The sequence below is a fragment of the Streptomyces sp. NPDC051987 genome (assembly GCF_040680735.1).
Classification (GTDB): Bacteria; Actinomycetota; Actinomycetes; order Streptomycetales; family Streptomycetaceae; genus Streptomyces.
This window is the reverse complement of the sequence record NZ_JBFAXI010000028.1, coordinates 15003-41990: the sequence shown is the minus strand read 5'-3', so window position 1 is coordinate 41990 and position 26988 is coordinate 15003. Positions and strand designations below refer to the sequence as shown.

The 26988-nt window shown below is 72.4% G+C and carries 29 protein-coding genes; 13 read left to right on the top strand and 16 right to left on the bottom strand.

The annotated features are described in order from the left end of the window. The first annotated feature begins 24 nt into the window (after positions 1 to 24). Positions 25 to 1251, top strand: a complete 1227-nt coding sequence (locus AB0M11_RS17500; protein ID WP_365706230.1) for an MFS transporter — start codon at positions 25 to 27, stop codon at positions 1249 to 1251. Positions 1252 to 1294: 43 nt separating this feature from the next. Here the strand turns inward: AB0M11_RS17500 and AB0M11_RS17495 are convergent, their stop codons facing one another. Then, positions 1295 to 1891, bottom strand: a complete 597-nt coding sequence (locus tag AB0M11_RS17495; protein ID WP_365706229.1) for a suppressor of fused domain protein — start codon at positions 1889 to 1891, stop codon at positions 1295 to 1297. A gap of 485 nt (positions 1892 to 2376) precedes the next feature. Here AB0M11_RS17495 and AB0M11_RS17490 point away from each other — a divergent pair, with 485 nt between their 5' ends. Both AB0M11_RS17490 and AB0M11_RS17485 read left to right on the top strand, forming a co-directional pair. Beyond that, complete coding sequence (locus AB0M11_RS17490; protein ID WP_365706227.1) at positions 2377 to 3507, top strand: magnesium and cobalt transport protein CorA; 1131 nt, start codon at positions 2377 to 2379, stop codon at positions 3505 to 3507. A gap of 10 nt (positions 3508 to 3517) precedes the next feature. Further along, positions 3518 to 4030 carry a hypothetical protein gene (locus AB0M11_RS17485; RefSeq protein WP_365706225.1) on the top strand — a complete coding sequence of 171 codons (513 nt, stop codon included), beginning with the start codon at positions 3518 to 3520 and terminating at the stop codon, positions 4028 to 4030. 322 nt (positions 4031 to 4352) lie between these two features. Here AB0M11_RS17485 and AB0M11_RS17480 read toward each other — a convergent pair whose 3' ends face one another. Then, positions 4353 to 5078 (bottom strand): hypothetical protein, encoded by a 726-nt coding sequence (locus AB0M11_RS17480; protein ID WP_365706223.1) that lies wholly within the window; start codon positions 5076 to 5078, stop codon positions 4353 to 4355. 199 nt (positions 5079 to 5277) lie between these two features. Between AB0M11_RS17480 and AB0M11_RS17475 the strand changes: the two genes are divergently transcribed. Genes AB0M11_RS17475 through AB0M11_RS17465 form a run of 3 tightly spaced genes read left to right on the top strand, consistent with a single transcriptional unit; the run spans position 5278 to position 8402 of the window. After that, positions 5278 to 6639: a CBS domain-containing protein gene (locus tag AB0M11_RS17475; protein WP_365706221.1), complete on the top strand. Its 1362-nt coding sequence runs from the start codon at positions 5278 to 5280 to the stop codon at positions 6637 to 6639. Then, positions 6629 to 7225, top strand: a complete 597-nt coding sequence (locus AB0M11_RS17470) for a DUF1003 domain-containing protein (protein WP_365706219.1) — start codon at positions 6629 to 6631, stop codon at positions 7223 to 7225. The genes AB0M11_RS17475 and AB0M11_RS17470 overlap by 11 nt, the downstream gene beginning before the upstream one ends. A gap of 43 nt (positions 7226 to 7268) precedes the next feature. Further along, positions 7269 to 8402 (top strand): Mrp/NBP35 family ATP-binding protein, encoded by a 1134-nt coding sequence (locus AB0M11_RS17465; RefSeq protein WP_365706217.1) that lies wholly within the window; start codon positions 7269 to 7271, stop codon positions 8400 to 8402. A gap of 156 nt (positions 8403 to 8558) precedes the next feature. Here AB0M11_RS17465 and AB0M11_RS17460 read toward each other — a convergent pair whose 3' ends face one another. The 5 genes from AB0M11_RS17460 to sigE form a co-directional block, all read right to left on the bottom strand. Next, on the bottom strand, positions 8559 to 9230 hold the full coding sequence (locus AB0M11_RS17460) for a hypothetical protein (RefSeq protein WP_365706215.1): 672 nt from the start codon (positions 9228 to 9230) through the stop codon (positions 8559 to 8561). Positions 9231 to 9468: 238 nt separating this feature from the next. Next, entirely contained in the window at positions 9469 to 9909 is a 441-nt protein-coding gene (locus tag AB0M11_RS17455) for a sec-independent translocase (protein WP_365706213.1), read from the bottom strand. Between the two features lie 200 nt (positions 9910 to 10109). Then, positions 10110 to 10715 (bottom strand): trypsin-like peptidase domain-containing protein, encoded by a 606-nt coding sequence (locus AB0M11_RS17450; protein ID WP_365706211.1) that lies wholly within the window; start codon positions 10713 to 10715, stop codon positions 10110 to 10112. Between the two features lie 161 nt (positions 10716 to 10876). After that, the gene (locus tag AB0M11_RS17445; RefSeq protein ID WP_365706209.1) at positions 10877 to 11848 is read right to left on the bottom strand and encodes a zf-HC2 domain-containing protein; all 972 of its coding nucleotides are present in this window, start codon (positions 11846 to 11848) and stop codon (positions 10877 to 10879) included. Further along, positions 11845 to 12633 carry an RNA polymerase sigma factor SigE gene (gene sigE, locus AB0M11_RS17440; protein WP_365706207.1) on the bottom strand — a complete coding sequence of 263 codons (789 nt, stop codon included), beginning with the start codon at positions 12631 to 12633 and terminating at the stop codon, positions 11845 to 11847. The genes AB0M11_RS17445 and sigE overlap by 4 nt, the downstream gene beginning before the upstream one ends. A 163-nt stretch (positions 12634 to 12796) precedes the next feature. Here sigE and AB0M11_RS17435 point away from each other — a divergent pair, with 163 nt between their 5' ends. Next, complete coding sequence (locus tag AB0M11_RS17435; RefSeq protein WP_365706336.1) at positions 12797 to 13495, top strand: O-methyltransferase; 699 nt, start codon at positions 12797 to 12799, stop codon at positions 13493 to 13495. Between the two features lie 83 nt (positions 13496 to 13578). Here AB0M11_RS17435 and AB0M11_RS17430 read toward each other — a convergent pair whose 3' ends face one another. Then, the gene (locus AB0M11_RS17430; RefSeq protein ID WP_004950282.1) at positions 13579 to 13746 is read right to left on the bottom strand and encodes a DUF3117 domain-containing protein; all 168 of its coding nucleotides are present in this window, start codon (positions 13744 to 13746) and stop codon (positions 13579 to 13581) included. Positions 13747 to 14124: 378 nt separating this feature from the next. Between AB0M11_RS17430 and AB0M11_RS17425 the strand changes: the two genes are divergently transcribed. After that, positions 14125 to 14928 (top strand): enoyl-CoA hydratase-related protein, encoded by an 804-nt coding sequence (locus tag AB0M11_RS17425; RefSeq protein WP_365706205.1) that lies wholly within the window; start codon positions 14125 to 14127, stop codon positions 14926 to 14928. A 7-nt stretch (positions 14929 to 14935) separates the two neighbouring features. Here the strand turns inward: AB0M11_RS17425 and AB0M11_RS17420 are convergent, their stop codons facing one another. Together AB0M11_RS17420 and AB0M11_RS17415 are read right to left on the bottom strand one after the other, a co-directional pair. Further along, the gene (locus AB0M11_RS17420; RefSeq protein WP_365706334.1) at positions 14936 to 15523 is read right to left on the bottom strand and encodes a DNA-3-methyladenine glycosylase I; all 588 of its coding nucleotides are present in this window, start codon (positions 15521 to 15523) and stop codon (positions 14936 to 14938) included. 14 nt (positions 15524 to 15537) lie between these two features. After that, entirely contained in the window at positions 15538 to 15897 is a 360-nt protein-coding gene (locus AB0M11_RS17415) for a DivIVA domain-containing protein (protein ID WP_365706203.1), read from the bottom strand. A gap of 169 nt (positions 15898 to 16066) precedes the next feature. Here AB0M11_RS17415 and folP point away from each other — a divergent pair, with 169 nt between their 5' ends. Then, entirely contained in the window at positions 16067 to 16927 is an 861-nt protein-coding gene (folP, locus tag AB0M11_RS17410) for a dihydropteroate synthase (protein WP_365706200.1), read from the top strand. Between the two features lie 359 nt (positions 16928 to 17286). On the opposite strand, the gene AB0M11_RS17405 is transcribed toward folP, so the two are convergent. Next, complete coding sequence (locus AB0M11_RS17405) at positions 17287 to 18045, bottom strand: TIGR00730 family Rossman fold protein (RefSeq protein ID WP_365706198.1); 759 nt, start codon at positions 18043 to 18045, stop codon at positions 17287 to 17289. A 104-nt stretch (positions 18046 to 18149) separates the two neighbouring features. After that, complete coding sequence (dapE, locus tag AB0M11_RS17400; protein ID WP_365706196.1) at positions 18150 to 19229, bottom strand: succinyl-diaminopimelate desuccinylase; 1080 nt, start codon at positions 19227 to 19229, stop codon at positions 18150 to 18152. Between the two features lie 93 nt (positions 19230 to 19322). Here dapE and AB0M11_RS17395 point away from each other — a divergent pair, with 93 nt between their 5' ends. Both AB0M11_RS17395 and AB0M11_RS17390 read left to right on the top strand, forming a co-directional pair. Next, entirely contained in the window at positions 19323 to 20318 is a 996-nt protein-coding gene (locus AB0M11_RS17395; protein ID WP_365706194.1) for a heavy metal transporter, read from the top strand. 272 nt (positions 20319 to 20590) lie between these two features. Beyond that, on the top strand, positions 20591 to 21022 hold the full coding sequence (locus AB0M11_RS17390; protein ID WP_365706192.1) for an ATP-binding protein: 432 nt from the start codon (positions 20591 to 20593) through the stop codon (positions 21020 to 21022). 136 nt (positions 21023 to 21158) lie between these two features. Here the strand turns inward: AB0M11_RS17390 and AB0M11_RS17385 are convergent, their stop codons facing one another. Together AB0M11_RS17385 and fdxA are read right to left on the bottom strand one after the other, a co-directional pair. After that, complete coding sequence (locus tag AB0M11_RS17385; RefSeq protein ID WP_365706190.1) at positions 21159 to 22253, bottom strand: bifunctional succinyldiaminopimelate transaminase/glutamate-prephenate aminotransferase; 1095 nt, start codon at positions 22251 to 22253, stop codon at positions 21159 to 21161. Positions 22254 to 22382: 129 nt separating this feature from the next. Next, positions 22383 to 22703, bottom strand: a complete 321-nt coding sequence (gene fdxA, locus AB0M11_RS17380; protein ID WP_089098949.1) for a ferredoxin — start codon at positions 22701 to 22703, stop codon at positions 22383 to 22385. Positions 22704 to 22843: 140 nt separating this feature from the next. On the opposite strand from fdxA, the gene AB0M11_RS17375 reads away from it, so the two are divergent. Further along, a complete protein-coding gene (locus AB0M11_RS17375) occupies positions 22844 to 23908 on the top strand; it encodes a GNAT family N-acetyltransferase (protein WP_365706186.1) in 1065 nt (354 codons plus the stop codon). A 50-nt stretch (positions 23909 to 23958) separates the two neighbouring features. After that, positions 23959 to 24822 carry a transglutaminase-like domain-containing protein gene (locus tag AB0M11_RS17370; RefSeq protein ID WP_365706183.1) on the top strand — a complete coding sequence of 288 codons (864 nt, stop codon included), beginning with the start codon at positions 23959 to 23961 and terminating at the stop codon, positions 24820 to 24822. A gap of 354 nt (positions 24823 to 25176) precedes the next feature. Here the strand turns inward: AB0M11_RS17370 and AB0M11_RS17365 are convergent, their stop codons facing one another. Further along, positions 25177 to 25791, bottom strand: coding sequence for a response regulator transcription factor (locus AB0M11_RS17365; RefSeq protein ID WP_365706181.1), 615 nt, complete (start codon positions 25789 to 25791; stop codon positions 25177 to 25179). Beyond that, entirely contained in the window at positions 25788 to 26987 is a 1200-nt protein-coding gene (locus AB0M11_RS17360; RefSeq protein ID WP_365706332.1) for a histidine kinase, read from the bottom strand. The genes AB0M11_RS17365 and AB0M11_RS17360 overlap by 4 nt, the downstream gene beginning before the upstream one ends. Position 26988: the final 1 nt, after the last annotated feature.

Here is a 26988-nt window from a genome sequence, read left to right as displayed (position 1 = left end):
AATCGCTCTGAGTGGAGGAAGTGCATGGACGACACGTTCGACGCGGGAGCGGGCGGCATTCTGCGGCAGCCGAGGGCCGTGTGGGCGACGGCCGGAGCGTCCGTCGTCGCCTTCATGGGCATCGGACTCGTCGACCCGATCCTGCCCTCCATAGCCAGGGGCCTGGACGCCACGGCCGGCCAGGTCTCCCTGCTGTTCACCTCGTACTTCCTGATCACCGCCGTGGCGATGCTGCTCACCGGCTTCGTCTCCAGCCGGGTCGGCGGCCGCAAAACTCTGCTGCTCGGCCTCGCGTTCGTGGTCGTCTTCGCGGGGCTGGCCGGCACCTCCGGGACCGTGGGCCAGCTGGTCGGCTTCCGGGCCGGCTGGGGCCTCGGCAACGCGCTGTTCGTCTCGACCGCCCTGGCCGTCATCGTCGGCGCGGCGGCCGGCGGCAGCGCCGCCGCGATCCTGCTCTACGAGTCGGCGCTCGGCCTCGGCATGGCGTGCGGCCCGCTGCTGGGCGCGGTGCTCGGCAACATCAGCTGGCGTTACCCCTTCTTCGGCACCGCCACCCTGATGGCGGTCGGCTTCCTGTGCATCACCGCGTTCCTGAAGGAGCAGCCGAAGCCGGCCCGCAGGACCTCGGTCCTGGACCCGATCCGGGCACTGGGCCACGGCGGCCTCGCCTCCGCCGCCGCATCCGCCTTCTTCTACAACTACACGTTCTTCACCGTGCTGGCCTTCACCCCGTTCGTGCTGAACATGACCCCCTACCGCTCGGGGGCCGTGTTCTTCGCCTGGGGTGTGCTGCTGGCGCTGTTCTCGGTGGTGGTCGCCCCGCGCCTGCAGCGTCGGTTCGGGTCCCTGCGGGTGCTCGGCGGCTCGTTGGTCCTGCTCGCCGCCGACGTCCTCGTCCTCGGCTACGGCGGCCACACCGCCGCCGTCGTCTGCACCGTCCTGTCCGGCGCGTTCATCGGCGTGAACAACACCGTCTACACCGAACTGGCCCTCGGCGTGTCGGACGCGCCGCGCCCGGTGGCGAGCGCGGGCTACAACTTCGTCCGCTGGTTCGCCGCCGCGGCCGCCCCCTACTTCGCCCCGAAGATCGAGGAGTGGACCGACGTCCACGTCCCGTTCGTGGTGGCGGCGGTCACCGCGGTCCTGGGCGCGCTGGTGGTGCTCGTACGACGGAACGCGCTCACGCGGGACGCCGAGGCGCTGGAGACGGCGCACGCCGCGGAGGACAGCGTCACCGCCTTTGCCAACTGACTCTCGGTGAACGGTGCTTGGTGAGCTTGCTCACCTCACGCGTTCAGTCCAGCGGGACGGATGCGCGGCGCGGGTCACGCACGTCCGTCCCGTTGGCGAGCCAGCGGTCCTGGAGGGCCCCGGCGCCGTGCACGCGCTTGAAGGCCGCCTCGTTCGGCGTCATGGGCAGCAGCGGCAGGAACCGTACGGGGTCGAGCGGCGCGTCCAGCTCCAGATCCTCGACGAGACCGCCGGGCTCGCCGACCAGGACGGAGGTGAACGGCGCCCCCGGCCACAGCGGGTCGCCGACGTCCAGCGACGCGCCCGGCGTCACGACCAGGCCCTCCACCTGCGGAGACGCGGCGAGCACAGCGAGCGCGCGGAGCACCTTGTCGGTCTCGGCGAGCCCGGCGCGGACCGACAGGACCAGCTCCGCGCGGGGTCCCCTGACGGGGTCGGCGACCATCGCGGTGGGGTCGGTCATGGGGTGCGCGGACATGCCGAGCGTGGCGTAGCGGACGACGTCCTCGCCCTGGAGATCCTCGTGGAAGCGGAGCACCTCGATGCGGTCCGTACCGAGGAAGGTGACCGCCGCGCGCGCGTCCGGTTCGCCCAGTGCGGTGGTCAACCGGGCCTCGACCAGAGGAAGAACTTCAACCATGGCGTGAGCATAGAACTCGTCAGCGCCGGGCAAAGCGGCGCCTTGACACCGAGGGCTGCTGCTACTCTGGCCGCGGCGGTTCGGGGCAGCACGCAGTGCGTCGCGGTCAGACCCCGACGCCGACAGGACTCCCTTACGAGGGACCGGCTGGAGGAGGTGGGGCTGTCATGGATCGAAGTCACCCGTGCAGTACCACTCGCTCTTCCGGCCTCTGATTTCTTCTCTGGCTGGCTGCCGCCTTTTCGTGCGCGTCGTCGTTCGGAAGAGCACTTCGTTTCGCTTGCCTGATCCTTTCGACCGGTCCGTTCCGGATCTGTCTGGATCCGTTCGTCCGATCTGTATCAGTAGCGAAGTCGCCACCGCAACGGTGCGGTGCTCCCCGCTTTGTGGACGCGCCAAACATCCGAAGTCAGGACGTCCCCATTCCGGGTAGTTCCACCCGTTCGCCGGCGGTCTTCCGCTGCCTGTCGCGAAGGAGCCCGCCCATGTCGATGATCCGCGACCTCCGTGCCGTGGTCCGCCCCTCCCGCCCCTCACTGCGCAAGAGCCTGCGCCCGGACAACGGCGCGTACGACACCACCCGCGACCCCGGCACGCCGTCGGCCGTCGTCGACTGCGCCGTCTACCGCGACGGCGCCCGCGTCGAGCCGGGCAAGCCGCTGACCCCGCACGAGGCGATGCGGCTGGTGCGCCGGGACGGCGGGTTCGTGTGGATCGGCCTGCACGAGCCGACCGAGGCCGAGTTCGCCGGTATCGCGAGCGAGTTCGGGCTGCACCCGCTGGCCGTCGAGGACGCGGTCCAGGCCCACCAGCGCCCGAAGCTGGAGCGCTACGACGACTCGCTCTTCACCGTCTTCAAGACCATCCACTACGTCGAGCACGACCAGCTCACCGCCACCAGCGAGGTCGTGGAGACCGGCGAGGTCATGTGCTTCACCGGCCGGGACTTCTTCATCACCGTCCGGCACGGCGGGCAGGGCTCGCTGCGGGCGCTGCGGCACCGGCTCCAGGACGACCCCGAACTGCTCGCCAAGGGCCCCTCGGCCGTGCTGCACGCCATCGCCGACCACGTCGTGGACGGGTACGTGGCGGTCGCCGACGCCGTGCAGGACGACATCGACGAGGTGGAGACCGAGGTCTTCACGCCGGGCCGCAAGGGCGGGGTGTCCCGTGGTGTCGACTCCGCGCGCATCTACCAACTCAAGCGCGAGGTGCTGGAGTTCAAGCGCGCGGTCTCGCCGCTGCTGCGCCCGATGCAGCTGCTGAGCGAACGGCCCATGCGGCTGGTCGACCCCGACATCCAGAAGTACTTCCGGGACGTCGCCGACCACCTGGCCCGGGTCCAGGAGCAGGTCGTCGGCTTCGACGAACTCCTCAACTCCATCCTCCAGGCCAACCTCGCGCAGGCGTCCGTGGCGCAGAACGAGGACATGCGCAAGATCACGGCTTGGGCCGCGATCATCGCCGTCCCGACGATGGTGTGCGGTGTGTACGGCATGAACTTCAAGTACATGCCGGAGCTGCACTGGAAGTACGGCTACCCGGTGATCATGGGCATCACGGTCTGCATCTGCCTCGGCATCCACCGCACGCTGAAGCGAAACGGCTGGCTCTAGGGTGGACGCCATGACACGCGAGCTGCTCGACCAGGCCCTCGTCGAGGAGGCCACGAAGAAGTCCGGCCTCGTCTGGGTGCGGGGCGCGGGCGCGGCGGCCGCGCGGGCGATGTGGCACGCGTGGGCCGACGGGGGCGTGTGCCTGGTCGGCGACGGGGCCGAGCAGCCGCTGGGCGAGCTGGCCGACGGCGGGTCGGCGGAGGTGACCGTCCGCAGCAAGGACAAGGGCGGCCGGCTGGTCACCTGGACGGCGACGGTCGCGGAACTGCCCGCCGGCAGCCCGGAATGGGAGGCGGCGGTGGCCGAACTGAAGGGCAAGCGCCTCAACGCGCCCGACGGCGAGGCGATGACCGACCGCTGGGCCAGGGAGTGCAGGGTGTTGCGCCTGACGCCGACGGGGTCGACCTCGCCCCTGCCGGAGGGCAGCCTGTCCGAAGCACCGGTTCCGTCCCCGGCCACGACCCGCGGCCCTGTCCCGGCGGGCCTGCCCCGACTGCTCGCAAAGCGCCGAAAGCCCAAGTAACCGACCCCCAGCCGAAGTCGGCCCCGCTACCGCTGAGCTCCGGCCGGCGTCCGGCACCGCCGAGCGTCGGCCAGGGGCCCGCCCCACCGGACGCCGACCGAAGTCCGGCACCGCCGAGTCCGACCGTCGTGGCGCACCACCGTCGCGGCGGGGCCAAGAGGCAACTGGGCGCGGTCAGGAAGCGGCTGGGCCGGCTCCGCCGGACCTGCGGATGCGCCGGCACTGAGCTTCCGCCGGTCCTGATATCCGCGGCGTCGACGTTCGAGCGCCGTGGTGGGGGCCGACGGTGTCAAGGTCACCGCGAGGATCCGTACGCCGCCCCCTACGACGTCGGCAACTGCTTCCCGTAGTCGACCGTCTCACCCTTCTCCGGCTCGACCACGCTGAAGTCCTTACCCCAGTCGGAGAAGGTGAGAGTGCCCGCGCCGCCCCCGCGTTGCAGGCGGAGGGGGTAGGGCTTGCCGTGCAGGGAGACGTCGAGGGTGCCGCCGGAGCCGCCGTCGCCGGTGATGCGGATGGTGGGGGTACCCGACTGCTCGTGGTGACCGGCCGTCGAGAGCGAACCGTGCAGGGTCAGCAGGCCCGAGAGGAGGACGTCCTTGTCCGTGAAGCCGCTGAACTTCTTGTACGCGGGGTCCGACTGCGGCACCTTGACGTACTTCCCGTCGAGCTTGGTCGCGGCGGTCGTGTCGCTGCCGTCGGCGTGGTTCCAGAACCCCGCGTCGGCCTGCAGATACAGCGTGTCGCCCACCCGCAGGAGCTGGAACGTCGAGTTCTTCGACGTCACCGACCCCGTCCCGCCGTCCTTGTTCAGGCGCATGTCCAGTTCGTACGTGCGCCCGCTCGTCACCACCGTCCCCGCCATCCGTACCGTCGCCACCGACGACGCCGCCGCCCGCGTCCTGGACTGGATCACGTCCGGCGCGAGTCTGCCCACGCCGTTCGTGCCCGCGTCCGGATCCTCGGCGCATCCGGTGAGGACGGCCAGGGCACACACGGCGGTGACCAGTGCGGCGCGGCGAGTACGGCCCGGAGCGATCGCGGTCACGGACAGGGCCACCTTTCTGAGGGGTCCGGCAGGGCGTACCGCAGCGTACCGGTGCCCCAGCGGCCCGGCGGAGCCAGTCCGTCCGGACCGGCCACCAGGGCGTATCCGATCGGTACGGGCTAGCCTGAAGCCCATCGAGCGGGCGAAAGAGACCGAAAATCACGCAAGCAGCACTCCGGTAGGTAAAGGAAGCAACACCATGGCAGCCGGCGCTCCCCGCATCTTCGTCTCGCACCTCGCCGGTGTCCCCGTCTTCGATCCGGCCGGCGACCAGGTGGGCCGCCTGCGCGACCTCGTCGTCATGCTGCGGGTCGGCCGCCGCCCGCCCCGGCTGCTCGGCCTGGTCGTCGAACTGTCCACCCGGCGCCGCATCTTCCTGCCCATGACCCGGGTGACCGGCGTCGAGTCCGGCCAGGTCATCACCACCGGCGTGCTGAACGTCCGCCGCTTCGAACAGCGCCCCACCGAACGCCTGGTCTTCGGCGAACTCCTCGACCGCCGGGTCCAGCTGGTCGAGACCGGCGAGGAGGTCACCGTCCTCGACCTGGCCGTGCAACAGCTGCCGGCCCGCCGGGACTGGGAGATCGACCGGGTCTTCGTCCGCAAGGGACGCACCGGCACCTTCCGGCGGACCAGAGGGGAGACGCTCACCGTCGAGTGGTCGCAGGTCACCGGGTTCTCCCTGGAGGAGCACGGCCAGGGCGCCGAGAGCCTGCTCGCCACCTTCGAGCAGTTGCGCCCCGCCGACCTCGCCAACGTGCTGCACCACCTGTCCGCCAAACGCCGCGCCGAGGTGGCCGCGGCCCTCGACGACGACCGGCTGGCGGACGTCCTCGAAGAGCTGCCCGAGGACGACCAGATCGAGATCCTCGGCAAGCTGAAGGAGGAGCGGGCCGCGGACATCCTGGAGGCCATGGACCCGGACGACGCGGCCGACCTGCTCGCCGAGCTTCCCGAAGCCGACAAGGAACGGCTGCTGAGCCTGATGCAGCCGGCGGACGCGGCCGAGATGCGGCGCCTGATGTCGTACGAGGAGCACACGGCGGGCGGCCTGATGACCACCGAGCCGATCGTGCTGCGTCCGGACGCCACCGTCGCCGACGCCCTCGCCCGGGTCCGCAACCCCGACCTCTCCCCGGCCCTCGCCGCCCAGGTCTACGTCTGCCGGCCGCCCGACGAGACCCCGACCGGCAAGTACCTGGGCACCGTGCACTTCCAGCGGCTGCTGCGCGATCCCCCGTACACCCTGGTCAGCTCGCTGGTCATCGACGACGACCTGCAACCCCTGGACCCCGACGCCACGCTCCCGGTCATCGCCGGGTTCTTCGCCACGTACGACATGGTCGCGGCGCCCGTGGTGGACGAGGCGGGGTCGCTGCTCGGCGCGGTGACGGTGGACGACGTCCTCGACCACATGCTGCCGGAGGACTGGCGGGAGACCGAGTTCCACCTGGACGACGAAGGGGAGCCGACGCAGCCGGGGGCGGCGCAGAGCACGGCGGAGATGGAGAGGACGGCGGAGAACACGCCGGAGAAGGGGGCGGGGATCCATGGGGCCTGAGCGGGAGAGCACCCGAGAGCGGACGCCGTCCGGCGCCACCGCGGCCGGCCGGTCGCGCGGTCACCGCCTGGACCAGCCGCGCCCGCCGCGGCGCAGGCTGCTGCCCGAATGGGACCCGGAGGCCTTCGGACGGCTGTCCGAGCGCATCGCCCGCTTCCTGGGCACCGGGCGGTTCATCGTCTGGATGACGTTCGTGATCATCCTCTGGGTGCTGTGGAACATCGCGGCACCCGGCAGGCTCCGCTTCGACGAGTACCCGTTCATCTTCCTGACCCTGGCCCTGTCCCTGCAGGCCTCCTACGCGGCCCCGCTGATCCTGCTCGCGCAGAACAGGCAGGACGACCGCGACCGGGTCAACCTCGAACAGGACCGCAAGCAGAACGAGCGGTCCATCGCGGACACCGAGTACCTGACCCGGGAGATCGCCGCCCTGCGCATGGGCCTGGGCGAGGTGGCGACCCGGGACTGGATCCGCTCCGAGCTCCAGGATTTGCTGAAGGAGATGGACGAGCGGCGGGACGGGCATCACGAACCCGCCGTATTCCCGGCAGAACGGTCGGCGGGGCGTGACGTAGGCGACCGCTGAGGGGCGTTATTGGGGCCCTGTGCCGCGCCGTACCATCGGGGGTATGGCTAGCGAAGACGCGGTGCGCGAGGCACTGGCGACGGTGAACGACCCCGAGATCAACCGGCCCATCACCGAACTGGGGATGGTCAAATCGGTGGTGATCGGGGAGGACGGCGCGGTCGCGGTCACCGTGTACCTGACGGTCTCCGGCTGCCCCATGCGGGACACGATCACCCAGCGCGTCACCGAGGCGGTCTCCCGGGTCGAGGGCGTCACCCGGGTCGACGTCACCCTGGACGTGATGAGCGACGAGCAGCGCAAGGAGCTGGCGACCGCCCTGCGCGGCGGCCAGGCCGAGCGCGAGGTCCCCTTCGCCAAGCCGGGCAACCTCACCCGCGTCTACGCGGTCGCCTCCGGCAAGGGCGGCGTCGGCAAGTCGTCGGTCACGGTCAACCTCGCGGTCGCGATGGCCGCCGACGGCCTCAAGGTGGGCGTGGTCGACGCGGACATCTACGGCCACTCGGTCCCCCGCATGCTCGGCGCGGACGGCAGCCCGACCCAGGTCGAGAACATGATCATGCCCCCCTCGGCCAACGGGGTGAAGGTCATCTCCATCGGCATGTTCACCCCGGGCAACGCCCCGGTCGTCTGGCGCGGCCCGATGCTGCACCGCGCCCTCCAGCAGTTCCTCGCCGACGTCTACTGGGGCGACCTGGACGTCCTCCTCCTCGACCTGCCGCCCGGCACCGGTGACATCGCCATCTCGGTGGCCCAGCTGGTCCCGAACGCCGAGATCCTGGTCGTGACCACGCCTCAGCAGGCGGCGGCGGAGGTGGCCGAGCGGGCCGGTTCCATCGCGGTCCAGACCCACCAGAAGATCGTCGGCGTGGTCGAGAACATGTCCGGCCTGCCCTGCCCGCACTGCGGCGAGATGGTCGACGTCTTCGGCACGGGTGGCGGCCAGCTGGTCGCCGACGGCCTCACCCGTACGACGGGCGCCACGGTGCCGGTGCTCGGCAACATCCCGATCGACGTCCGCCTCCGCGAGGGCGGCGACGAGGGCAAGCCGGTCGTCCTCACCGACCCGGACAGCCCGGCGGCGGCGGCCCTGCGCGGCATCGCCGGCAAGCTGGGAGGCAGGCAGCGCGGCCTCTCCGGCATGTCCCTGGGCATCACACCGCGCAACAAGTTCTGAGAGGGGGCCTGCAGCGCGCCCCGTCGGGGGCGCGAGGCTGTCTTCGACATGCGGCTCCGCGGCGTGGGCGCGGGCAACCACAACACACCCGCAGTCGCACGACAACCGCACCCCCGCGGCGAAGGGGCGCCACGAACCACCGGCGCCCCTCGGAACTCACGCGTACTCGGCGATGTCCTTGATCATCGCGAACCCCAGCCCGTAGGCCGACATCCCCCGCCCGTACGCCCCGAGATGCACGCCCTCCCCCGTGGACCCGGCGAGCACCCACCCGAACTCCGACTCCCGGTAGTGGAACGGCGTGGCCACCCCGTCCACCGGCAGCGAGAGCGTCGACCACTCGGGCCCGGTCAGCTCGTCGGCCAGCTCCCACGCCGTCTCGGTCTGCTGCTCCAGCCAGTCGTCCCGCAGGCTGTGGTCCATCTGCCCCGGCCAGGTGAAGGACAGCAGCCCGACCCCGGCCAGCCACGCCGCGGACGACACGGACGTGGCCTCCAGCAGCCCCGTGCCGTCGGCGCTCCTGCGGGACGGACTCGCCGCGACGGTCACGACGACCGCGAACTTCTCCCGCGGCTCACCGACGGACGCGGCGAGGTGCTCGTTGCGCACCGACGGCTCGTCGCCGTGCCCGATCGACCCGTGCTCCACCGCACCGTCGGCCGCCGTACCCACCTGCATCAGCCAGCGCGGCCCCGTGAAGGCCTCGTCGAGGCCGTACCAGGGGAAGGGCGCCTCCAGGTAGCCGTCGACCGTGCGACGGGCGGAGAGGACCCGCTGTCCGTCCTCCGCGACCGGTGCCTGTCCGTCCAACCGACTTGTCGTCTCCATCTGCCCGGACGCCTCCTCGCTCCAGTCGGTCCGGGGCGGCCCGCCCCCCTTCGGGCGCACTCGTCCGGTCCGCACAACAACTCGGCAGCATATCGACCCCGCCGGGACCAGCAGCGAAACCGCCCGGTGCGTGGGTCGCACGGGCGGCGGGTTCGGGCCGTAAAAGACGTATGAGCGGCGCACGCGCGGTATGAAACGCGTCACGTGCGCCGCTCATGCGCGGGCCGGTGATCCGGACTCAGGTGGCGTCCGCGTCGTAGGGCGGACGCTCGCTGCCCGGATCGTCGGGCTTCTTGGTCATGTCGATCCGGCCGCTCCCCGCCGAACCGCTCCCGGAGGACGACGAGGCGTCGGTGTCGCGGCTGTGCACCGCGTCCGTGACCTCGGCCATCTCCTTCTTCAGGTCGAAGCCGTTGCGGATCTCCTTCAGCCCCAGCTCGTCACTGTCGAGATGCTTGCGGATGAAGGTCTTCGGGTTGAGGTCCTCCAGCTCGAAGTCCTTGAACTCAGGGCCGAGTTCCTGCCGGATGTCCTCTTTGGCGCTCTCCGAGAACTCCCGGATCTTGCGGATGGTCCGCATGACGTCCTGGATGACCTTCGGGAGCTTGTCCGGACCGAAGACGAGCACGGCGAGCACAATGATCGTCACCAGCTCGAGTGGTCCTATGTCATTGAACACCTGAAGCTCCTTGCGATGTCCTCGGTCCTCGGCCCTCCGGTCGCTGTTGCGGTCTTCCGTGGTCCGGGCCGGGTCCACGGTACCCGGCGGACCTGTCCGTCCGGTACCGCCCCGAGGTGTCCGACTGCGTGTGTACGACCGGTTTTCCGGGTTGTTTGCCTAGTCGGGGCACGAGCGGGGCCCCGACGACGAGGTTTCTGTCAGTTCCTGTCCGGGGAACCGGTGTGATCGCGGGGGCCGCCCAGCGGCAGCGGGGTCAGACCGTGCACGCCGTGCACCTGGACGACGGCCAGGTCGTAGCCCGCGTCCCGGCCGACGAGGGTGGCGCGGGCGGTGGCTCCGCTGCTGAAGGTCACGGTGATCCGGCCGCCCGCCGAGAGCGCGGGAGCGACGACGTGGTCGTTGGTGAGGATCCGCCCGCGGCTGTCGAGGACGAGGCCCGTGCCGGCGGTGGCCTGGTCGCCGGCGCCCGTGCCGGTGACGTGCAGGGTGACGACGCTGGGCAGCGCACGCGCGGCGATCCCGGCGGCGTCGCCGGGCGGCCGGGCGGGCAGCGGCGGACCAGGCTGGGGCAGCTGTACGGTCTCGAGCCCGCCGGTGCGCTCCAGGGAGGCCCCGATCAGCCCGCCGGCCGCACCGGAGAGCACGGTGAGCGCCAGCGCCGCCACGACCAGCGTCCGCAGGCTCCGCGACCGCCGCCGCTGTGCCCCGGACCCGGACCCGGCCGCCCCGTCCCAGGGGAGGGACGGGGCGCGGCCGGGGCTGTCGCCACGGGTCGCCGATGACGCAGGTGTCCCCTCGTCCATGCTCACCTCGCGGGCTCACCGCGGCCCGGCCCCGGCACGGGCTGGCTCGCGGAAGGTCGGCTCCGTGCCCGCGGCGGTGTCTCACGGGCATGGCTGGCTCACCGGATTCAACCAGGTTCGCGAGGCACCGCGCAGGGCCGTTCGGCAGGTGGGCCGGGCGGTCAGCGGGGGTCGTGGGAGGAGCGGGACGGGGACGGGGAGGCAGCGGCGGAGGTGGTGGGGACGGGTGCGGCGAGCAGGCCGGCGCCGGTCTCCCCGGGGGTGGCGGTCCACGAGGTGAGGGCGAACGGCGGGTTGGCGCTCAGCGGCCGTATCAGGGGCGAGACCGCTGCCGCGCCGACCATCACCGGCGCGGTCAGGCCCCGCAGCGCCTGTTGCGCGGCGGCCGGAGAAGGCACTCCGGGCAGCAGCGGCGCCGACACCGAGGTGGGTGCGGCGGGGGCACCGCCGAGCAGCGTGCCGGACGACAGCAGCGGGGTGAGCAGCCGGCGGCGCTGGGAGTCGGCGGTCCCGGTGGTGCCGGAGCCCGCCGTGCCGGCCGGCGCGACACTGCCGCCGCCGGACCCGCTGCGGGCGTCGGCGGCCGGGGCGCCGGGCAGGCCGGCGGTGACCCCACCGAGGGCCACCGCGGCCAGCGAGACGGCGCCGGCGGCGACGAACGCGAACCGCAGGGAGCGCGAGGCGGGTCGGTCGCCGTCCGGACGGCCGACGGGATGGACGCGGAAGCCCCGGCCGGCGGCCGCGGCCGGATCGTGCGGGCGGGCCGGGACGTAGCCGAACTCGAACCGGTCGTCCCGGCTCATGCCGAAGATCCCGCTGTCGGATCCGCGCCCCGCGGGGTCGGTCCCGCCGAACGGCGAACCACCGCCGTCCTGGTCGCCGCCCGCGGGCAGCCCCTGGAGGCGGGCCAGGAAGCTCTCGGAGGGCGGGGGCGGGGCGGCCGCCGCGAAGACGTTCTTCAGCGCGCGCTGCGCGTCCGCCTCCGCCTTGCACCGGGCACAGGTGGCCAGGTGGGCGAGGACGCGCTCACGCGACTCATGACCGAGCTCCCCGTCGACCAGGGCGGAGAGTCGGTCTCCCAGATGCTGCTCGGCGAGCTGCCGCCCGGCCGGTTTCGGTCGTGATCCACTCACGCGGTCGCGCCCCCTCCTCCCAGTGCGGGAACACGGGGCACGAAGGAGCGGCGCTCGGCCTTGCGGGCCTGCGGCGAGCGGTGCGCGAGGGCCTTGCGCAGCTGGGAGCGGCCCCGGTGGATACGGGAGCGGACGGTGCCGAGCTTGACGCCGAGGGTCGCGGCGATCTCCTCGTAGGACAGGCCCTCGATGTCGCAGAGCACGACGGCGGCGCGGAACTCGGGCGCCAGGGTGTCCAGGGCCTGCTGGACGTCGGCGTCGAAGTGCGCGTCGTTGAAGGCCTGCGAGGGGGTGGGCTCGCGGCTGGGCAGGCGCTCGGCCGCGTCCTCGCCGAGGGCGTCGAAGCGGATGCGCTGCTTGCGGCGGACCATGTCGAGGAAGAGGTTGGTGGTGATGCGGTGCAGCCAGCCCTCGAAGGTGCCCGGCGAGTAGGTCGACAGGGAGCGGAAGACGCGGACGAAGACCTCCTGGGTGAGGTCCTCGGCGTCGTGCTGGTTTCCGGTCAGGCGGTAGGCCAGGCGGTAGACGCGACCGCTGTGCGTGCTGACGATCTCCTCCCACGTGGGCGGAGTCCATGCCTGCCCGTCCGCGTCGGTGGAGAAGGTCGCGGTCCGGTCCTCGCCCAGGGCGAGTGCGTCGGCGTGGCTGGGGTCAGCGACGGTGTCGTTCACGGATTTCGGCTTGCCTGCCGATCCGAGAAGGCGCCGCAGCGCTCCTCTCCGATCCCCAGGCGCGGCCGCACCTCCCCTGTCGGCTCTGGTGGTGTCCAGTGGAGCCCCTACCATAGCCACCTCGCCCGTTAGCACCGGATAAGCGGTTTTACGAGAATTTGATCTCTGCTGGTCCGGCTCGTCCGGCCACGGCAGCAGGTGATCGAGCGCCGTCTCGACGTCGTGATCCATTCGTGTCCCCCCGCCCTGTCTTCCACCCCTCTAAACGCCCGGTCCCATCTGCGGGTTCCCGGCGCCAACGGATACAGTCACGCCCAGGCAACCACGGGGACAGGAGAGGGTCATTACCGGCAACCGGCAGACGAGCTGGGCGTTCGCCGACGCCTTTGTCGCCGAGGACGAAGCACTGCGGTGGGCCCGTGACCGGGCTCGCGCGGCAGGGCTGCGCTCGGTGTCGCCCGGCACGGGCGCCGCGCTGCGCATGCTCGCCGCCTCCGTGGACGCCAAGGCGGTCGCCGAGATCGGCACCGGGTGCGGGGTGTCCGGGATGTATCTGCTGCACGGGATGCGCCCCGACGGCGTGCTGACCACCGTGGATCCCGAGCCGGAGCACCAGCAGTTCGCCCGGCAAGCCTTCCGCGCCTGCGGCTTCGCCAGCAACCGGGCCCGGTTCATCCCCGGCCGCGCCCTGGACGTGCTGCCCCGGCTCGCGGACGCCGGCTACGACCTGGTCTTCTGCGACGGTGACCGGCAGGAGTACTCCGACTATCTCGCTGAATCGTTGCGCCTGCTGCGTCCGGGCGGCCTGGTGGTCTTCGAGGGCGTCTTCGCCAACGGCCGTACCGTCGACTCGGGGCCGCAGCCGACCGAGGTGCTGCGCCTGCGCGAACTGCTGCGCACGGTCCGGGAGAGCCCGGAGCTGGTGCCGTCTCTGCTGCCGGTGGGCGACGGGCTGCTCTGCGCGGTCAAGCGCTAGCCCGCGCGAACCCGCTGAAGACGGCAGCGCCCCGGCATCGCTCGGGATGCCGGGGCCGCCGAAAGGGTATGGTCGCTGACGCCTCAGACGACGACGTTCTTGAGGGCGTCGGCGAGCGCCGCGGCCTCGTCAGGGGTCAGCTCGACGACGAGCCGACCGCCGCCTTCGAGCGGAACGCGCATGACGATGCCCCGCCCCTCCTTGGTCACCTCGAGCGGGCCATCACCCGTTCGCGGCTTCATGGCCGCCATGCTGGTTCCCCTTCCTGAAAACAGCTCATCGTCTGCCGACGGCCCCCGAGGGCGCGCGCGGTCCTGGCGAAACGCGACTCCGGCATCGAACACATTGCTTCCAAGCCATTATCCCGCATCTCAGGACCCGATGACCAACATCAGTCGGCATCGCTTGGGCAACGCGCGCGAGCAAAACCACCCAATTCGGCGATGTGACTGCGATACTTCGCCACCGCGCGTCCCTGGGCCGGCCGAGTCGGCTCCGGTCTTTCTTTGACGCAGGTCACACGCGCCGTCCGGTCCCCCGACGGCGATCTCCGCCATGCTGTCCTTCGGGCATCGGCGTACCGAGCGGTACGTCAGCCGCGACGACGGAGACGACGGAGGGGACGCACCATGACCGACACCGTGCTCTACGAGGTGAGCGACGGGCTCGCGACGATCACGCTGAACCGCCCGGAGGCGATGAACGCGCTGAACATCGCGGCGAAGGAAACGCTTCGGGAGGCGGCGCAGGAAGCGGCGGCCGACACCGCCGTCCGGGCGATCCTGCTGACCGCCGCCGGGGACCGGGCGTTCTGCGTGGGCCAGGACCTCAAGGAACACATCACGCTGCTCGCGTCCGACCGGGAGTCCGGGGCGGGGCGGACGATGACGACGGTGCGCGAGCACTACAACCCGATCGTGCGGGCGCTGGCGGGGGCGCCGAAGCCGGTGGTCGCCGCCGTCAACGGGGTCGCCGCCGGTGCGGGCCTCGGGTTCGCGCTGGCCGCGGACTACCGGGTGGTCGCCGACACGGCCGCCTTCAACACGTCGTTCGCGGGGGTGGCGCTGACCGCGGACTCCGGGGTGTCGTGGACGCTGCCGCGGGTGGTCGGTCCGGGACGCGCCGCCGACCTGCTGCTCTTCCCCCGCAGCATCAGCGCGCAGGACGCCTACGACCTGGGCATCGCGAACAAGGTCGTGCCGTCGGCGGAGCTGCGGGCCGAGGGCGAGAAGGTCGCGCGGCAGCTGGCGGAGGGGCCGACGGTGGCCTATGCGGCGCTGAAGGAGGCGGTGGCCTACGGGCTCACGCACTCCCTCGACGAGACGCTGGACAAGGAGGACGAGCTGCAGGCGCGTGCGGGGGCCTCCGAGGACCACGGCATCGCCGTGCAGGCTTTTGTGAACAAGGAGAAGCCCAAGTATCTGGGGCGGTGACGCGTCCTTACGGGGTTCTCCGGGCCACGCACGTCTCCAGGTGGTCGTCGACCAGGCCGCAGGCCTGCATCAGGGCGTAGGCCGTCGTCGGGCCGATGAAGCGCAGGCCGCGCTTCTTCAGGGCCTTGGCGAGGGCCGTCGACTCCGGGGTCACCGGGGGGACGTCGGCGATCGTCCTCGGCGCGGGGTAGGTGCCCGGGGCCGGGGCGTGGGACCAGATCAGTTCGTCCAGCTCGCCCTGCCTCCAATCGGCGAGGATCTTCGCGTTGGCCATCGTCGCGTCGATCTTCGAGCGGTTGCGGATGATGCCGGGGTCGGCCAGCAGGCGTTCGCGGTCCTCGTCCGTGAACGCGGCCACCTTCTCGATCCGGAAACCGGCGAAGGCGGCCCGGAAGCCGGGGCGGCGGCGCAGGATCGTGATCCAGGAGAGTCCGGACTGGAAGGCCTCCAGGCTGAGGCGTTCGTAGAGGGCGTCGTCGCCGTGGACCGGGCGGCCCCACTCCTCGTCGTGGTACGCCACGTAGTCCTCGGTGGACAGGGCCCACGGGCAGCGCAGCCCGCCGTCCGGTCCGGCCACCGCCGCCCCGACGGCCACGTCGGCCATGTCGCTCATGCCCGGTCCTCGGGCTCCGCCTTGTCCAGCGAGGTGTGCGGGGTGTGCGGTGCGGCCTGGGCACCGGCCAGCGCGGACTCCAGGTCGGCGATCCGGGCGTCGCGCTCGGCGAGCTCGGCGCCGAGGCGGCTGAGCGCGTCGTCGACGTCCGCCATGCGGTAGCCGCGCGCGACGAGCGGGAAGCGGATGCTCTCCACGTCCGCGCGGCTGACCGGGCGGTCCGGGGGCAGCGGGTCCTGGAGCCGCTCGGGCGCCACCTCGGGCAGCGGTCCGCTCTCGCCGCCGCTCACCACGGAGAGGGTGACCGCGGCGACCACGACCGCGAGCGCGACGACGAGGAACAGGAACATAACCATCGCGGTGGGCCCCCAGGCTCGGTGAAGCTCGGTGCAGCGGCACTCGTGTGCTCAGTGCGCTCAGCGTGCTCGGTGTCGAATGTGTCTGTGTCCGATCGTGCCATGTGAGTCTGACAGTTAGGGTCGCAGGCGGTCCCACCGAGGGAATTGCTACGGGAGGTCACAGGCGATGCTCAGGCTGGGCAGGCGGGAATTCGCGCCGGACGAACCGGTGATCATGGCCATCGTGAACCGGACGCCGGACTCCTTCTACGACCGGGGGGCGACCTTCCGGGACGAGCCGGCCCTCGCGCGCGTGGAGCAGGCGGTCGCCGAAGGGGCCGCGATCATCGACATCGGCGGGGTGAAGGCGGGGCCGGGCGAGGAGGTGACCGCCGAGGAGGAGGCGCGGCGGATCGTCGGGTTCGTCGCGGAGGTGCGCAGCCGCTTCCCGGACGTCGTGATCAGCGTGGACACCTGGCGGGCGGCGGTCGGAGAGGCCGCCTGCGAGGCCGGGGCGGATCTGCTGAACGACGCGTGGGGCGGGGTCGATCCGGGGCTGGCCGAGGTCGCGGCGCGGTACCGGGTGGGGCTGGTGTGCACACATGCGGGCGGGGCCGAGCCTCGGACGCGGCCGCACCGGGTGGCGTACGACGATGTGGTGGCCGACATCCTCCGGGTGACCCTGGGGCTGGCGGAGCGGGCCGTGGCGCTGGGGGTGCCGCGGGAGTCGGTGCTGATCGACCCGGGGCACGACTTCGGCAAGAACACCCGGCACAGCCTGGAGGCGACGCGGCGGCTCGGGGAGATGGTGGAGACGGGGTGGCCGGTGCTGGTGTCCCTGTCCAACAAGGACTTCGTGGGCGAGACGCTGGACCGGCCGGTGAAGGAGCGGCTGATCGGGACGCTGGCGACGACGGCGGTGTCCGCGTGGCTGGGGGCGCAGGTGTACCGGGTGCACGAGGTGGCCGAGACGCGTCAGGTCCTGGACATGGTGGCGTCGATCGCCGGCCACCGGCCCCCGGCGGTGGCCCGCCGCGGCCTGGCATAGCCCCCGCCCACCCCGCCGCCGCCTGGGGGCTCCGCCCCCAGACCCCCGAAGACCCCGCCCACCCACCACCCGCCTCGGCGGATCGAGAAGTGAACGACTCGGCGGATCGGGAAGTGGTGGACCAGGCGCTCCACCCCGCACCCCCGAAAACCCCACCCACCCACCACCCGCCTCGGCGGATCGAGAAGTGAACGACTCGGCGGGTCGGGAAGTGGGTGGATCGAGCGGCGCGCCACCCGGCTTGCGGCCCCGAGCGGGTGTGCAGCGGATCTGTCGGCCGGCCTGGGGGAGACCGACGTTCGACCCGGACTTCTCGGCGGAGCGAGTCGGGTGGGTGGGTGGGAAAGCGGTCGGTGGGCTCAGCGGGCCGCTTCCTTGGAGACCAGGCCCACTGCCTCCTCCACGTCGTCCGTGACGTGGAAGAGGAGGAGGTCCTTCTCGGCCGCCTTGCCCTGGGCGACCAGGGTGTTCTTGAGCCAGTCGACCAGCCCGCCCCAGTAGGCGCTGCCGAACAGGACGATCGGGAAGCGGGTGACCTTCTGGGTCTGGACGAGGGTGAGGGCCTCGAAGAGCTCGTCGAGGGTGCCGAGGCCGCCGGGCAGGACCACGAAGCCCTGGGCGTACTTGACGAACATCATCTTGCGCACGAAGAAGTAGCGGAAGTTGAGGCCGATGTCGACGTACGGGTTGAGGCCCTGCTCGAAGGGCAGCTCGATGCCGAGGCCGACCGAGACGCCGCCCGCTTCGAGCGCCCCCTTGTTCGCCGCCTCCATGGCACCGGGCCCGCCGCCCGTGATGACCGCCCAGCCGGCCTCGACCAGGCCGCGGCCGAGCCGCACGCCCGCGTCGTACTCGGAGGACTCCACCGGCGTCCGCGCCGAGCCGAACACGCTGATGGCGGGCGGCAGTTCGGCGAGCGTGCCGAAGCCCTCGATGAACTCCGACTGGATGCGCAGCACACGCCAGGGGTCGGTGTGGACCCAGTCGGAGGGGCCGCCCGCGTCCAGCAGGCGCTGGTCCGTCGTGCTCGCGGTCACCTGGCCGCGCCGTCGGAGGACCGGTCCCAGGCGCTGCTCGTCCGGCGGCACCTTCTTCCCCTCGGGGTTCCCGGTAGGCATATAAGCGCTCCCTCCGCTTGCAGGTGTATCTGCTTCAGCGTAGATCGGAGCGGGTTACAGGCGCGGGACGTCGGCATGTCGGGCGCGCAGCGCCGCCGTGCGGGTCAGCTGGTCAGCCAGGCGCGCAACCGCTTCTCGCTCGCCAGGATCTTTCCGGTTTCCACCCTTTCATCCCGCTTGTGCGCCAAGTGCGGGTTGCCGGGGCCGTAGTTGACCGCGGGGACGCCCAGGGACGAGAAACGGGAGACGTCGGTCCAGCCGAACTTGGGCATCGGCGTGCCGCCGACCGCCTCGATGAAGGCGGCCGCGGCCGGGTGGGAAAGGCCGGGCAGCGCGCCGGGGCTGTGGTCGTCGACCACGAACTCCTCCACCCCGCAGTCGGCGAAGACCTCCCGGACGTGGGCGACGGCCTCGGCCTCGGAACGGTCGGGGGCGTACCGGAAGTTGACGGTGACCACGCAGGCGTCGGGGATGACGTTGCCGGCGACCCCGCCCGAGATGCCGACCGCGTTGAGGCCCTCGCGGTACTCCAGGCCGTCGATGACCGGGCGGCGGGGCTCGTAGGCGGCGAGCCGGGCGAGGATCGGGGCGGCCGCGTGGATGGCGTTGGAGCCCATCCAGGAGCGCGCCGAGTGGGCCCGCTCGCCCGAGGTCTTCAGCAGGACGCGCAGGGTGCCCTGGCAGCCGCCCTCGACCTCGCCGTCCGAGGGCTCCAACAGGACCGCGAAGTCGCCGGCCAGCCAGTCGGGGCGGGCCTCGGCGACGTGCTTGAGCCCGTTGAGGTCGGCGGCGACCTCCTCGTTGTCGTAGAAGACGAAGGTCAGGTCGCGGTTGGGAGCCGGGACGGTGGCCGCGATGCGCAGCTGGACCGCGACGCCCGACTTCATGTCGCAGGTGCCGCAGCCCCACAGGACGCCGTCCGCGTCGAGCCGGGAGGGCACGTTCTCCGCGATGGGGACGGTGTCGATGTGACCGGCCAGGATCACCCGTTCGGGACGGCCGAGGTTCGTCCGGGCGATCACGTTGTTGCCGTACCGCTCGACCGTCAGGTGCGGCAGGGCCCGCAGCGCGCTCTCGATCGCGTCAGCGAGGGGCTTCTCGGTGCCGCTCTCGGAGGGGAGGTCGACGAGCTGCGCGGTGAGCGCGGCGGCGTCCAGCGTGAGGTCAAGCGAGGTGTCGGCCATGCCCTCGACCCTAGCGTGCGCGATCCCGCGGGCGGGTTCACAGGCTTGTGGACCCGGGGTCGAGGGGCTCGTACCCTCCAGTATGTTGTAGGCGTGTCAGAGCCGTCCCCCTTTCGCCCCAAGCGTCGCGGCCGTGTCCTGCGTTTCGTGTCGGGCCTGCTGATCCTCTGCGCCGTCGCGGCCTACCTGGTCGTCCAGTACGTCACCGGCGGCGGTGGCGCCGAGGGCTGCAAGGTCGTCTCGGGCCGAGGCGACGACGCGTCGTACCAGTTCACCCCCGAGCAGGCGGTGAACGCGGCGACGATCGCCGCCGTCGGCACCGGCCGCGGCATGCCCGAGCGGGCGGTGGCCATCGCCCTGGCGACCGCGATCCAGGAGTCGGGGCTGCGCAACATCAGGCACGGCGACCGGGATTCGCTGGGCCTGTTCCAGCAGCGGTCCTCGCAGGGCTGGGGCACCCCGAAGCAGATCCTGGACCCGGCGTACGCGGCGGGCATGTTCTACGCCCACCTGGCCAAGGTGCCCGACTACGAGACCCTGCCGCTGACGGTGGCCGCGCAGCGCGTGCAGCGCAGCGGTTTCCCGGAGGCGTACGCCAAGCACGAGGCCGACGCCACGCTGCTCGCGGCCGCCCTGACCGGGCAGGCGGCGGCCACCCTGACCTGCGACGGACGCCCGGCGGCCAGCACCGCGGCGACGGCCACGGGCCCGGACGCGGTGCGGACCGCGCTGGTACGGGACTTCGGCCGGGACGCGGTCGAGGAGGCCGGTGCCGAGGTGAGCGGGTCGGCGAAGCCGACTCCCACTCCGCGCGTGACCGCCACGGCGCACGGGCGGACCGTGACCGTGCCGGTGCCGGAGGGGAAGAAGACCGACAAGTCGGGGCGCACCGAGAGCGAGCGCGGCTGGCAGCTGGCGCACTGGGCGGTGGCCAACTCCTCGGCGCTGCACATCCGGCGGGTGTCGTACGCGGGCCGGGAGTGGGCGGCCGGGAGCACGGACAGCCAGTGGCAGCCGGTGTCCGGCGCGCAGGGCCCGGGCGGTGCGGAGCAGTCCGCGGGCTCGGTGCGGATCGAGACCGGGCAGTAGTTCGGGGATTCCCTCCGGCGGGTCAGCCGGGGCGGACCGCATGCGTGGTGTGCGCACGTTTGCGCACGGTGGCTCCCGCGTGCGTGAAACCCCCTGGGAGCGCTGGGCCGTAAGGATTCTGCGGGGTGCCTCGACCGGGCACCGTTTGCCCGCTTTTCTCCACACCCGATAATGCGATGCGTTATGAATTCTTTACCTTGGGCCTCCGCAACCTTCGCGGGCTTCGAGCGGTAGTCACGGCGATCACGTTCCCTCCCGTCGAATGGAGCATCATGTCCCTGCCTCTGACCCGCCGGATCGCCCGTGCCGCGCTGCTCGTCGCAGCGGGAGCGGCCGCCGGGGTCGGTGCGGCCGGCTCCGCCGGCGCGGCCCCGGCCCTGCCGGCCACCCCGGGCCTGGGCGGCCTGACCGCCCTGGACGGGGCGCACGTCGGCAACACCGCCGACGGCGCCGCACAGACCGTCACCGGGGCCGTCGGCCACACCGGCGGCAAGACGGTCGAGTCGGCGCTGCCGGCCGCGGGCCAGACCGGCGGCAAGGCCGTCAAGAAGGCGGCACCGGTGGTGCAGCACACCGCGGGCGACGCGGCGGGCTCGGCCGGCGGGCTGCTGGGTGAGACGGCGTCCACCGCGACGAAGGGTGGACTGCCGGCGGGCGGGCTCGCCAAGGGTGGGCTGCCCGTCAAGGGTCTGCCGCTGGGGTGACGTGCCTGACCGGCAGCGACAAGGGGCCCGGGGTTTTCCCCGGGCCCCTTGTGCTGCTGCGCTTCGGCTGCGGGTCTGGGGGGGCGTTGGCGCAGTTCCCAGCGCCCCTGAAGGGGTGCTCCAGCCGAGGCGCGCTTCAGGCGAGCCTCTCCACCGCCGCCCGCACGCGCTCGTCCGTCGCCGTCAGGGCCACGCGGACGAAGCTCTCGCCCGCCGCGCCGTAGAAGTCGCCCGGTGCGACGAGGATGCCCAGGTCGGCCAGGTGGGACACCGTCCGCCAGCAGGACTCCTCGCGGGTCGCCCAGAGGTACAGGCTCGCCTCGCTGTGCTCGATGCGGAAGCCGTGGGAGACGAGGGCCTCGCGCAGGGCCGTACGCCGGGCCGCGTAGCGCTGTCGCTGTTCCTGGACGTGGGTGTCGTCGGAGAGGGCCGCCACCACCGCCGCCTGGGTCGGGGCGGACGTCATCATGCCGCCGTGCTTGCGGATCTCCAGGAGCGGGCCGAGGACCGCCGGGTCGCCGGCCAGGAAGGCCGCGCGGTAGCCGGCGAGGTTGGAGCGCTTGGAGAGGGAGTGCACGGCCACGATGCCGTCGTAGGAGCCGCCGTTGACGTCCGGGTGCAGGACCGAGACCGGGTCGGCCTCCCAGCCGAGTTCCAGGTAGCACTCGTCGGAGAAGACCAGGACGCCGTGGGCGCGGGCCCAGGCGACGATCTCCGTGAGCTCCCGCTTCGGCAGGACCCTGCCGGTCGGGTTGGACGGGGAGTTCAGCCAGAGGAGCTTCAGGCCGGCCGGGTCCAGGTCGGGCGGGTCGTCGTAGACCTCGTGGTCGGCGCGGGCCAGGCGGGCGCCGACCTCGTAGGTGGGGTACGCCAGGCGCGGATACGCCACCCGGTCGCCGGGTCCGAGGCCCAGCTGGGTGGGGAGCCAGGCGACCAGTTCCTTGGAGCCGACGATCGGCAGCACGTGGCGGTGGGTGACGTCGCGGGCGCCCAGCCGGCGCTCGACCCAGCCGGTGATCGCGTCGCGCAGCGCCGGGGTGCCCCAGACCGTGGGGTAGCCGGGCGAGTCGGCCGCGTCGATCAGGGCTTTCTGGATCAGGTCGGGGACCGGGTCCACCGGGGTGCCGACCGACAGGTCGACGATGCCGTCCGGGTGCGCCGCTGCCGTCTTCTTGTACGGCTCCAGCTTGTCCCAGGGGAAGGCGGGCAGACGGTCGGAGACTGCGGACACGGTTCCTTGCTCACTTTCTTCGGTACGACCGGTACGGCAAACGCCTCGGTCCCGTACCGCGCCGACCGGGTGTGATCAGGGCGTACGGGACCGAGGCGGCACGGTGGTGCGGCGGGCCGCCGGTGCGGACTACTCGGCCTGCGGGGGCAGCGCGGCGATGAACGGGTGGTCCCGCTCGATCAGGCCCAGCTTGCTGGCGCCGCCCGGGGAGCCGAGATCGTCGAAGAACTCGACGTTGGCCTTGTAGTAGTCCTTCCACTCCTCCGGAGTGTCGTCCTCGTAGAAGATCGCCTCGACCGGGCAGACCGGCTCACAGGCTCCGCAGTCGACGCATTCGTCCGGGTGGATGTACAAGGACCGCTGGCCCTCGTAGATGCAGTCGACCGGGCACTCCTCGATGCACGCCTTGTCCTTCACGTCGACACAAGGCTGCGCGATGACGTAGGTCACGCTGTCGTTCCTCCTCGAATGGGCGCTGGCGGGCCTCCGTAGGCTCCGCCGCCTGGCGCGCGGGAGCGCGGCGTCGTCGATGCCCGCCCCTAGTATCTCCGTTCCTGGGCATGATCCGAACAGGAGGGGTGAACTGACCAGTGGAAATCTCGGCCGCAGGACGCTTCGAGGTCCGTATCACCGCTGCTGACGTGGGCAAACGAGTATCAGTGCGCCGTTTGACCGGAAATGGTGTCGCCGCGGAGAAGTTCACCGACACGGTGGGTGTTCTCACATCATGGGACGACGACGGCATGCTGACGATCACACGGCGGGACGGCGGAACCGTCCGGATACCGGAGTCCGCGCTGGTGGCGGCGAAGGTGGTTCCCACCCGCCACCCGACCACCGCCCCTCAAGGAGGCGCTTCGCGCCACGTGACAACTGCTCCGGCGCGCCGCCGGGGCCCCTCCGCACCGTACGCCGAACTCGCGCGTGTCGCCTCGCGCGGCTGGCGGCCGGTGGAGAGCGAGCGGCTCGGCGAGTGGGAGCTGCGGGCGGCCGCGGGGTTCACCCGGCGGGCGAACAGCGCGCTGCCGCTCGGCGACCCGGGGCTGCCGCTCGACGCGGCGCTGACGGCCGTACGGCGGTGGTACGGCGCGCGGGGGCTGCCCGCGTACGTGCAGACCGCGACCGGCGCCGAGGGGGCGCAGGAGCTGCTCTGCGCGGAGCTGGAGCGGCGCGGGTGGCTGCGGGAGGTGAGCGCCGAGGTGTGGACCGGAGGGCTCGCGCCGGTCGCCGACCGGGCGGAGGGGGCCGGCGTGCGGCTCTCCCGGGAGGCCGGCGAGGAGTGGCTGGCGCGGTACCAGCGCAAGGGCGTGAGCGAGGTGGCGTTGCGGGTGCTGGGGGCCGGGCCGTCGGTGTGGTTCGCGACCGTGCCCGGCGCGGGCGAGGGGGCCGCCCCCGCGGCCGTCGGACGGCTGGTGGTGGACGGCCGGTGGGCCGGGTTCGCCGCCGTCGAGGTGGATCCGGGACAGCGGCGGCGAGGGCTGGCCACCGAGGTCATGGCCGCGCTCGCCCGGCGGGCGCTGGCGGAGGGCGCGTCGGCGGCCTGGCTGCAGGTGGAGACGGACAACGAGGGGGCTCGGGCACTGTACGCGCGGCTGGGCTTCGCGGCGCACCACGCGTACCACCACTACCGGGCGCCGGAGGCGGACGGCTCCTGAATCCGGGAGCCGAGGCGGTACCGATCACTCCGAAGGGGCACGAAACAGCTATGGCTTCCGCTCAGCCGCATCCACGTCCACCGTCGTCGGGCCGGGCCGCCGAGGTGCGGCGGCGGTTCGCCGAGGAGGCGCGGTCCGAGCGGCCCGATCTGGCGGCGCTGTGCCTGCTGCTGGGCGCGGTGGCCGACGGCTCGCTGGACGAGGCCGGGATCGACGCGGCGCAGCTGGAACTGGACCGGCTGGCCGGGCAGCTGCCGTACCGGCCGGGCGGGCCGCACGCGTGGGCGACGGCGGCGTGCCGGGTGCTGGGCGAGCGGTTCGGCTTCCGGGGGGCCGCCGTGGACTACCAGCGGCTGGAGTCCTCGCTGCTGCACGAGGTGCTGCGGCGGCGGCGCGGGCTGCCGATCCTGCTGTCCGTGGTGTGGCTGGAGGTCATGCGGCGGGCGGGGGCGCCGGTGTACGGGGTCGCGCTGCCGGGGCACTTCGTGGTGGGGTTCGGGGCGGCGGAGGAGCAGGTGCTGGCCGACCCGTTCGACGGGGGGCGGGTGCTGACCGGGGCGGACGCGGAGCTGCTGGTGGTGGGGGCGGCGGGGGTGCCGCTGGAGCCGGCGATGCTGGAGCCGGCCGGCGCGCTGGACGTCGTGCGGCGGATCCTGAACAACGTACGGGCGTGGGCCGCGGCCCGCCCGGAGCGGACGGACGTGGGGCTGTGGGCGGTGGACCTGTCCCTGCTGCTGCCGTCGCATCCGGCCCGACTGCGCTACGAGCGGGCGCGGTTGCTGGTGGAACGGGGTGACTTCGTGGACGGCGCGGAGGAGTTGGAGCGGTACGCCGGGTTGATCGACGTGGTCGACGAGAGCGCGGCGGAGAAGGTGCGGGGCGAGGCGCGGGCGGCGCGGGCCCGCCTCAACTGAGGGGGTGGGGGCCGGGTCGCGACGGGGGGGGGGGTGCCGCCGTCGTGCGGCTGCGGGTGCGTGGCGGCTGGTCGCGCAGTTCCCCGCGCCCCCAGGTCGGATGCGGCACCCGGCATCTGCGGGGCACCGTCCGGAACAACCACGTTCGCGCAGTTCCCCGCGCCCCCAGGGCAGGTACGGCACCCGGCATCTGTGGGGCGCCGTCCGGAACAACCACGTTCGCGCAGTTCCCCGCGCCCCCAGGGCAGGTACGGCACCCGGCATCTGTGGGGCGCCGTCCGGAGCAGCCACGTTCGCGCAGTTCCCCGTGCCCCCAGGTCCGTCGTGACGGGGCTCGGTCGGTGGTGTCGGGTGCTACAGCCAGCCTTTTTCGTGGGCGATGCGGACCGCTTCGGCCCTGTTGCGGACCGCCAGCTTCTGGATTGCCGTCGAGAGGTAGTTGCGTACCGTCCCCTGGGAGAGGTGCAGTGCTGCGGCCAGTTCCGCGTTGGTGGAGCCGTCGGCCGCCGCGCGGAGGACCTCGCGTTCGCGGTCGGTGAGGGGGTTGGCGCCCTCGGCGAGGGCCGCTGCCGCGAGCGTGGGGTCGATCACGCGTTCGCCCGCGAGGACCTTGCGGACGGCCTCGGCGAGCTGGGCGGCGGGCGCGTCCTTGACGAGGAACGCGTCGGCGCCCGCCTCCATCGCGCTGCGCAGATAGCCGGGGCGGCCGAAGGTGGTGAGGACCACCAGTCTGACGGCCGGGAGCGCCTGGTGGAGCTGTGCCGCGGCCTCGATGCCCGTGCAGCCCGGCATCTCTATGTCGAGCAGGGCGACGTCGATGTCGTTGGCCCGGGCCGCGGCCAGCACCTCGTCGCCGCGGGCGACCTGGGCCACGACCTCGATGTCGTCCTCCAGGCCCAGCAGGGCGGCCAGCGCCTCACGGACCATCGACTGGTCCTCGGCGAGGAGGACCTTGATCGTGCTGCTCATGCCCCGGATCCTACGGCCATGCCGGAGGGCAGCGGGACCCGGGCGACCAGCCGGAAACCGCGCTTCGTACGGCCCGCCTCCAGCGTGCCGCCCGCCTTCTCCAGCCGCTCGGTGAGGCCGGTGAGACCGTTGCCCGGACCCTTGCCCGAGCCGCCCGAACCGTTGTCCTCGACGGCGAGTTCGAGGACCGGCCCGTCCAGGGTCTGCCGACGCAGCAGCTCCACTGTGCAGGCGCTCGCGCCGCTGTGCCGTACGACGTTGGTGATCGCCTCGCGCAGGGCCCAGGCGAGGGCGGCCTCGCCGTCCTCGGGCACTCCGCTGAGGTCGGGGTCGGCCGGGACCTCCGCGGTGACCGCGGCGGCGGTCAGCGCCACCTGGGCGCCCGCGAGTTCGGCGGCGAGCCGGGGCCGCCGGTAGCCGGTGACCGCCTCCCGGACGTCCACCAGGGCCTGGCGGCTGACCTGTTCGATGTCGGAGACCTGCTGGGCCGCCTTCTCGGGATGGTCGGGGAGCATCCGGCCGGCCAGCTCGCTCTTCAACGTGATCAGGGAAAGAGAGTGACCCAGCAGATCGTGCAGGTCGCGGGCGAGCCGCAACCGCTCCTCGTTCGCGGCCAGTTGGGCGACGGTGGCGCGTGCCTTGCGCAACTCGATGGTGGTGGCGACGAGTTGCCGTACGCCGGTCATGGAGTAGCCGACCAGGAGGACCACCAGGAACAGGCCCCAGGCGTCGTCCAGGGCGTGGGCGTGCCAGCCCGCCAGCATCATGGCGGCGGTGGTGGCCGGGACCGTCCAGTAGGCGAGGCGGAGCGGGAAGGTGACCCCGCACATCACGGAGACGTAGACGAACAGGCCGAGCCAGGAACTGCCGAGGCTGAAGGCGAGCACGACCGCGAGTGTCCACTCCACGGCGACCGCGGCGGCCACGACACCGCCGCGGAACGGCCGGCCCATCTGGCGGAAGACGATGGTCAGGTAGATCCCGACGAAGGCCGCCAGGCCCGCCCAGCCGGCCGCCGTGGCCCCGGTGGTGTGGCGGCCGGAGGTCAGGTCGTCCACCGGGGAGCCCAGGAACACCAGCCAGGGCAGCACCCACACCAGCTTGCGCATCGCCTCGCTCCGGTTGCGCGGCGGCTGGCCGATCCGCACCAGCCGGTCCGCCCGCACCTCGTCCCCGGACCTCAGGTCTTCCGTCATC

What these genes read in the sequence shown, in the direction of transcription:
- AB0M11_RS17500 (WP_365706230.1), top strand. Translation starts at nt 25, where the DNA reads ATGGACGACACGTTCGACGCGGGAGCGGGCGGCATTCTGCGGCAGCCG.
- AB0M11_RS17495 (WP_365706229.1), bottom strand. Translation starts at nt 1,891, where the DNA reads ATGGTTGAAGTTCTTCCTCTGGTCGAGGCCCGGTTGACCACCGCACTG.
- AB0M11_RS17490 (WP_365706227.1), top strand. Translation starts at nt 2,377, where the DNA reads ATGTCGATGATCCGCGACCTCCGTGCCGTGGTCCGCCCCTCCCGCCCC.
- AB0M11_RS17485 (WP_365706225.1), top strand. Translation starts at nt 3,518, where the DNA reads ATGACACGCGAGCTGCTCGACCAGGCCCTCGTCGAGGAGGCCACGAAG.
- AB0M11_RS17475 (WP_365706221.1), top strand. Translation starts at nt 5,278, where the DNA reads ATGGCAGCCGGCGCTCCCCGCATCTTCGTCTCGCACCTCGCCGGTGTC.
- AB0M11_RS17470 (WP_365706219.1), top strand. Translation starts at nt 6,629, where the DNA reads ATGGGGCCTGAGCGGGAGAGCACCCGAGAGCGGACGCCGTCCGGCGCC.
- AB0M11_RS17465 (WP_365706217.1), top strand. Translation starts at nt 7,269, where the DNA reads ATGGCTAGCGAAGACGCGGTGCGCGAGGCACTGGCGACGGTGAACGAC.
- AB0M11_RS17460 (WP_365706215.1), bottom strand. Translation starts at nt 9,230, where the DNA reads ATGGAGACGACAAGTCGGTTGGACGGACAGGCACCGGTCGCGGAGGAC.
- AB0M11_RS17450 (WP_365706211.1), bottom strand. Translation starts at nt 10,715, where the DNA reads ATGGACGAGGGGACACCTGCGTCATCGGCGACCCGTGGCGACAGCCCC.
- sigE (WP_365706207.1), bottom strand. Translation starts at nt 12,633, where the DNA reads ATGGTAGGGGCTCCACTGGACACCACCAGAGCCGACAGGGGAGGTGCG.
- AB0M11_RS17430 (WP_004950282.1), bottom strand. Translation starts at nt 13,746, where the DNA reads ATGGCGGCCATGAAGCCGCGAACGGGTGATGGCCCGCTCGAGGTGACC.
- AB0M11_RS17425 (WP_365706205.1), top strand. Translation starts at nt 14,125, where the DNA reads ATGACCGACACCGTGCTCTACGAGGTGAGCGACGGGCTCGCGACGATC.
- AB0M11_RS17415 (WP_365706203.1), bottom strand. Translation starts at nt 15,897, where the DNA reads ATGGTTATGTTCCTGTTCCTCGTCGTCGCGCTCGCGGTCGTGGTCGCC.
- folP (WP_365706200.1), top strand. Translation starts at nt 16,067, where the DNA reads ATGCTCAGGCTGGGCAGGCGGGAATTCGCGCCGGACGAACCGGTGATC.
- AB0M11_RS17405 (WP_365706198.1), bottom strand. Translation starts at nt 18,045, where the DNA reads ATGCCTACCGGGAACCCCGAGGGGAAGAAGGTGCCGCCGGACGAGCAG.
- dapE (WP_365706196.1), bottom strand. Translation starts at nt 19,229, where the DNA reads ATGGCCGACACCTCGCTTGACCTCACGCTGGACGCCGCCGCGCTCACC.
- AB0M11_RS17390 (WP_365706192.1), top strand. Translation starts at nt 20,591, where the DNA reads ATGTCCCTGCCTCTGACCCGCCGGATCGCCCGTGCCGCGCTGCTCGTC.
- AB0M11_RS17370 (WP_365706183.1), top strand. Translation starts at nt 23,959, where the DNA reads ATGGCTTCCGCTCAGCCGCATCCACGTCCACCGTCGTCGGGCCGGGCC.
- AB0M11_RS17365 (WP_365706181.1), bottom strand. Translation starts at nt 25,791, where the DNA reads ATGAGCAGCACGATCAAGGTCCTCCTCGCCGAGGACCAGTCGATGGTC.
- AB0M11_RS17360 (WP_365706332.1), bottom strand. Translation starts at nt 26,987, where the DNA reads ATGACGGAAGACCTGAGGTCCGGGGACGAGGTGCGGGCGGACCGGCTG.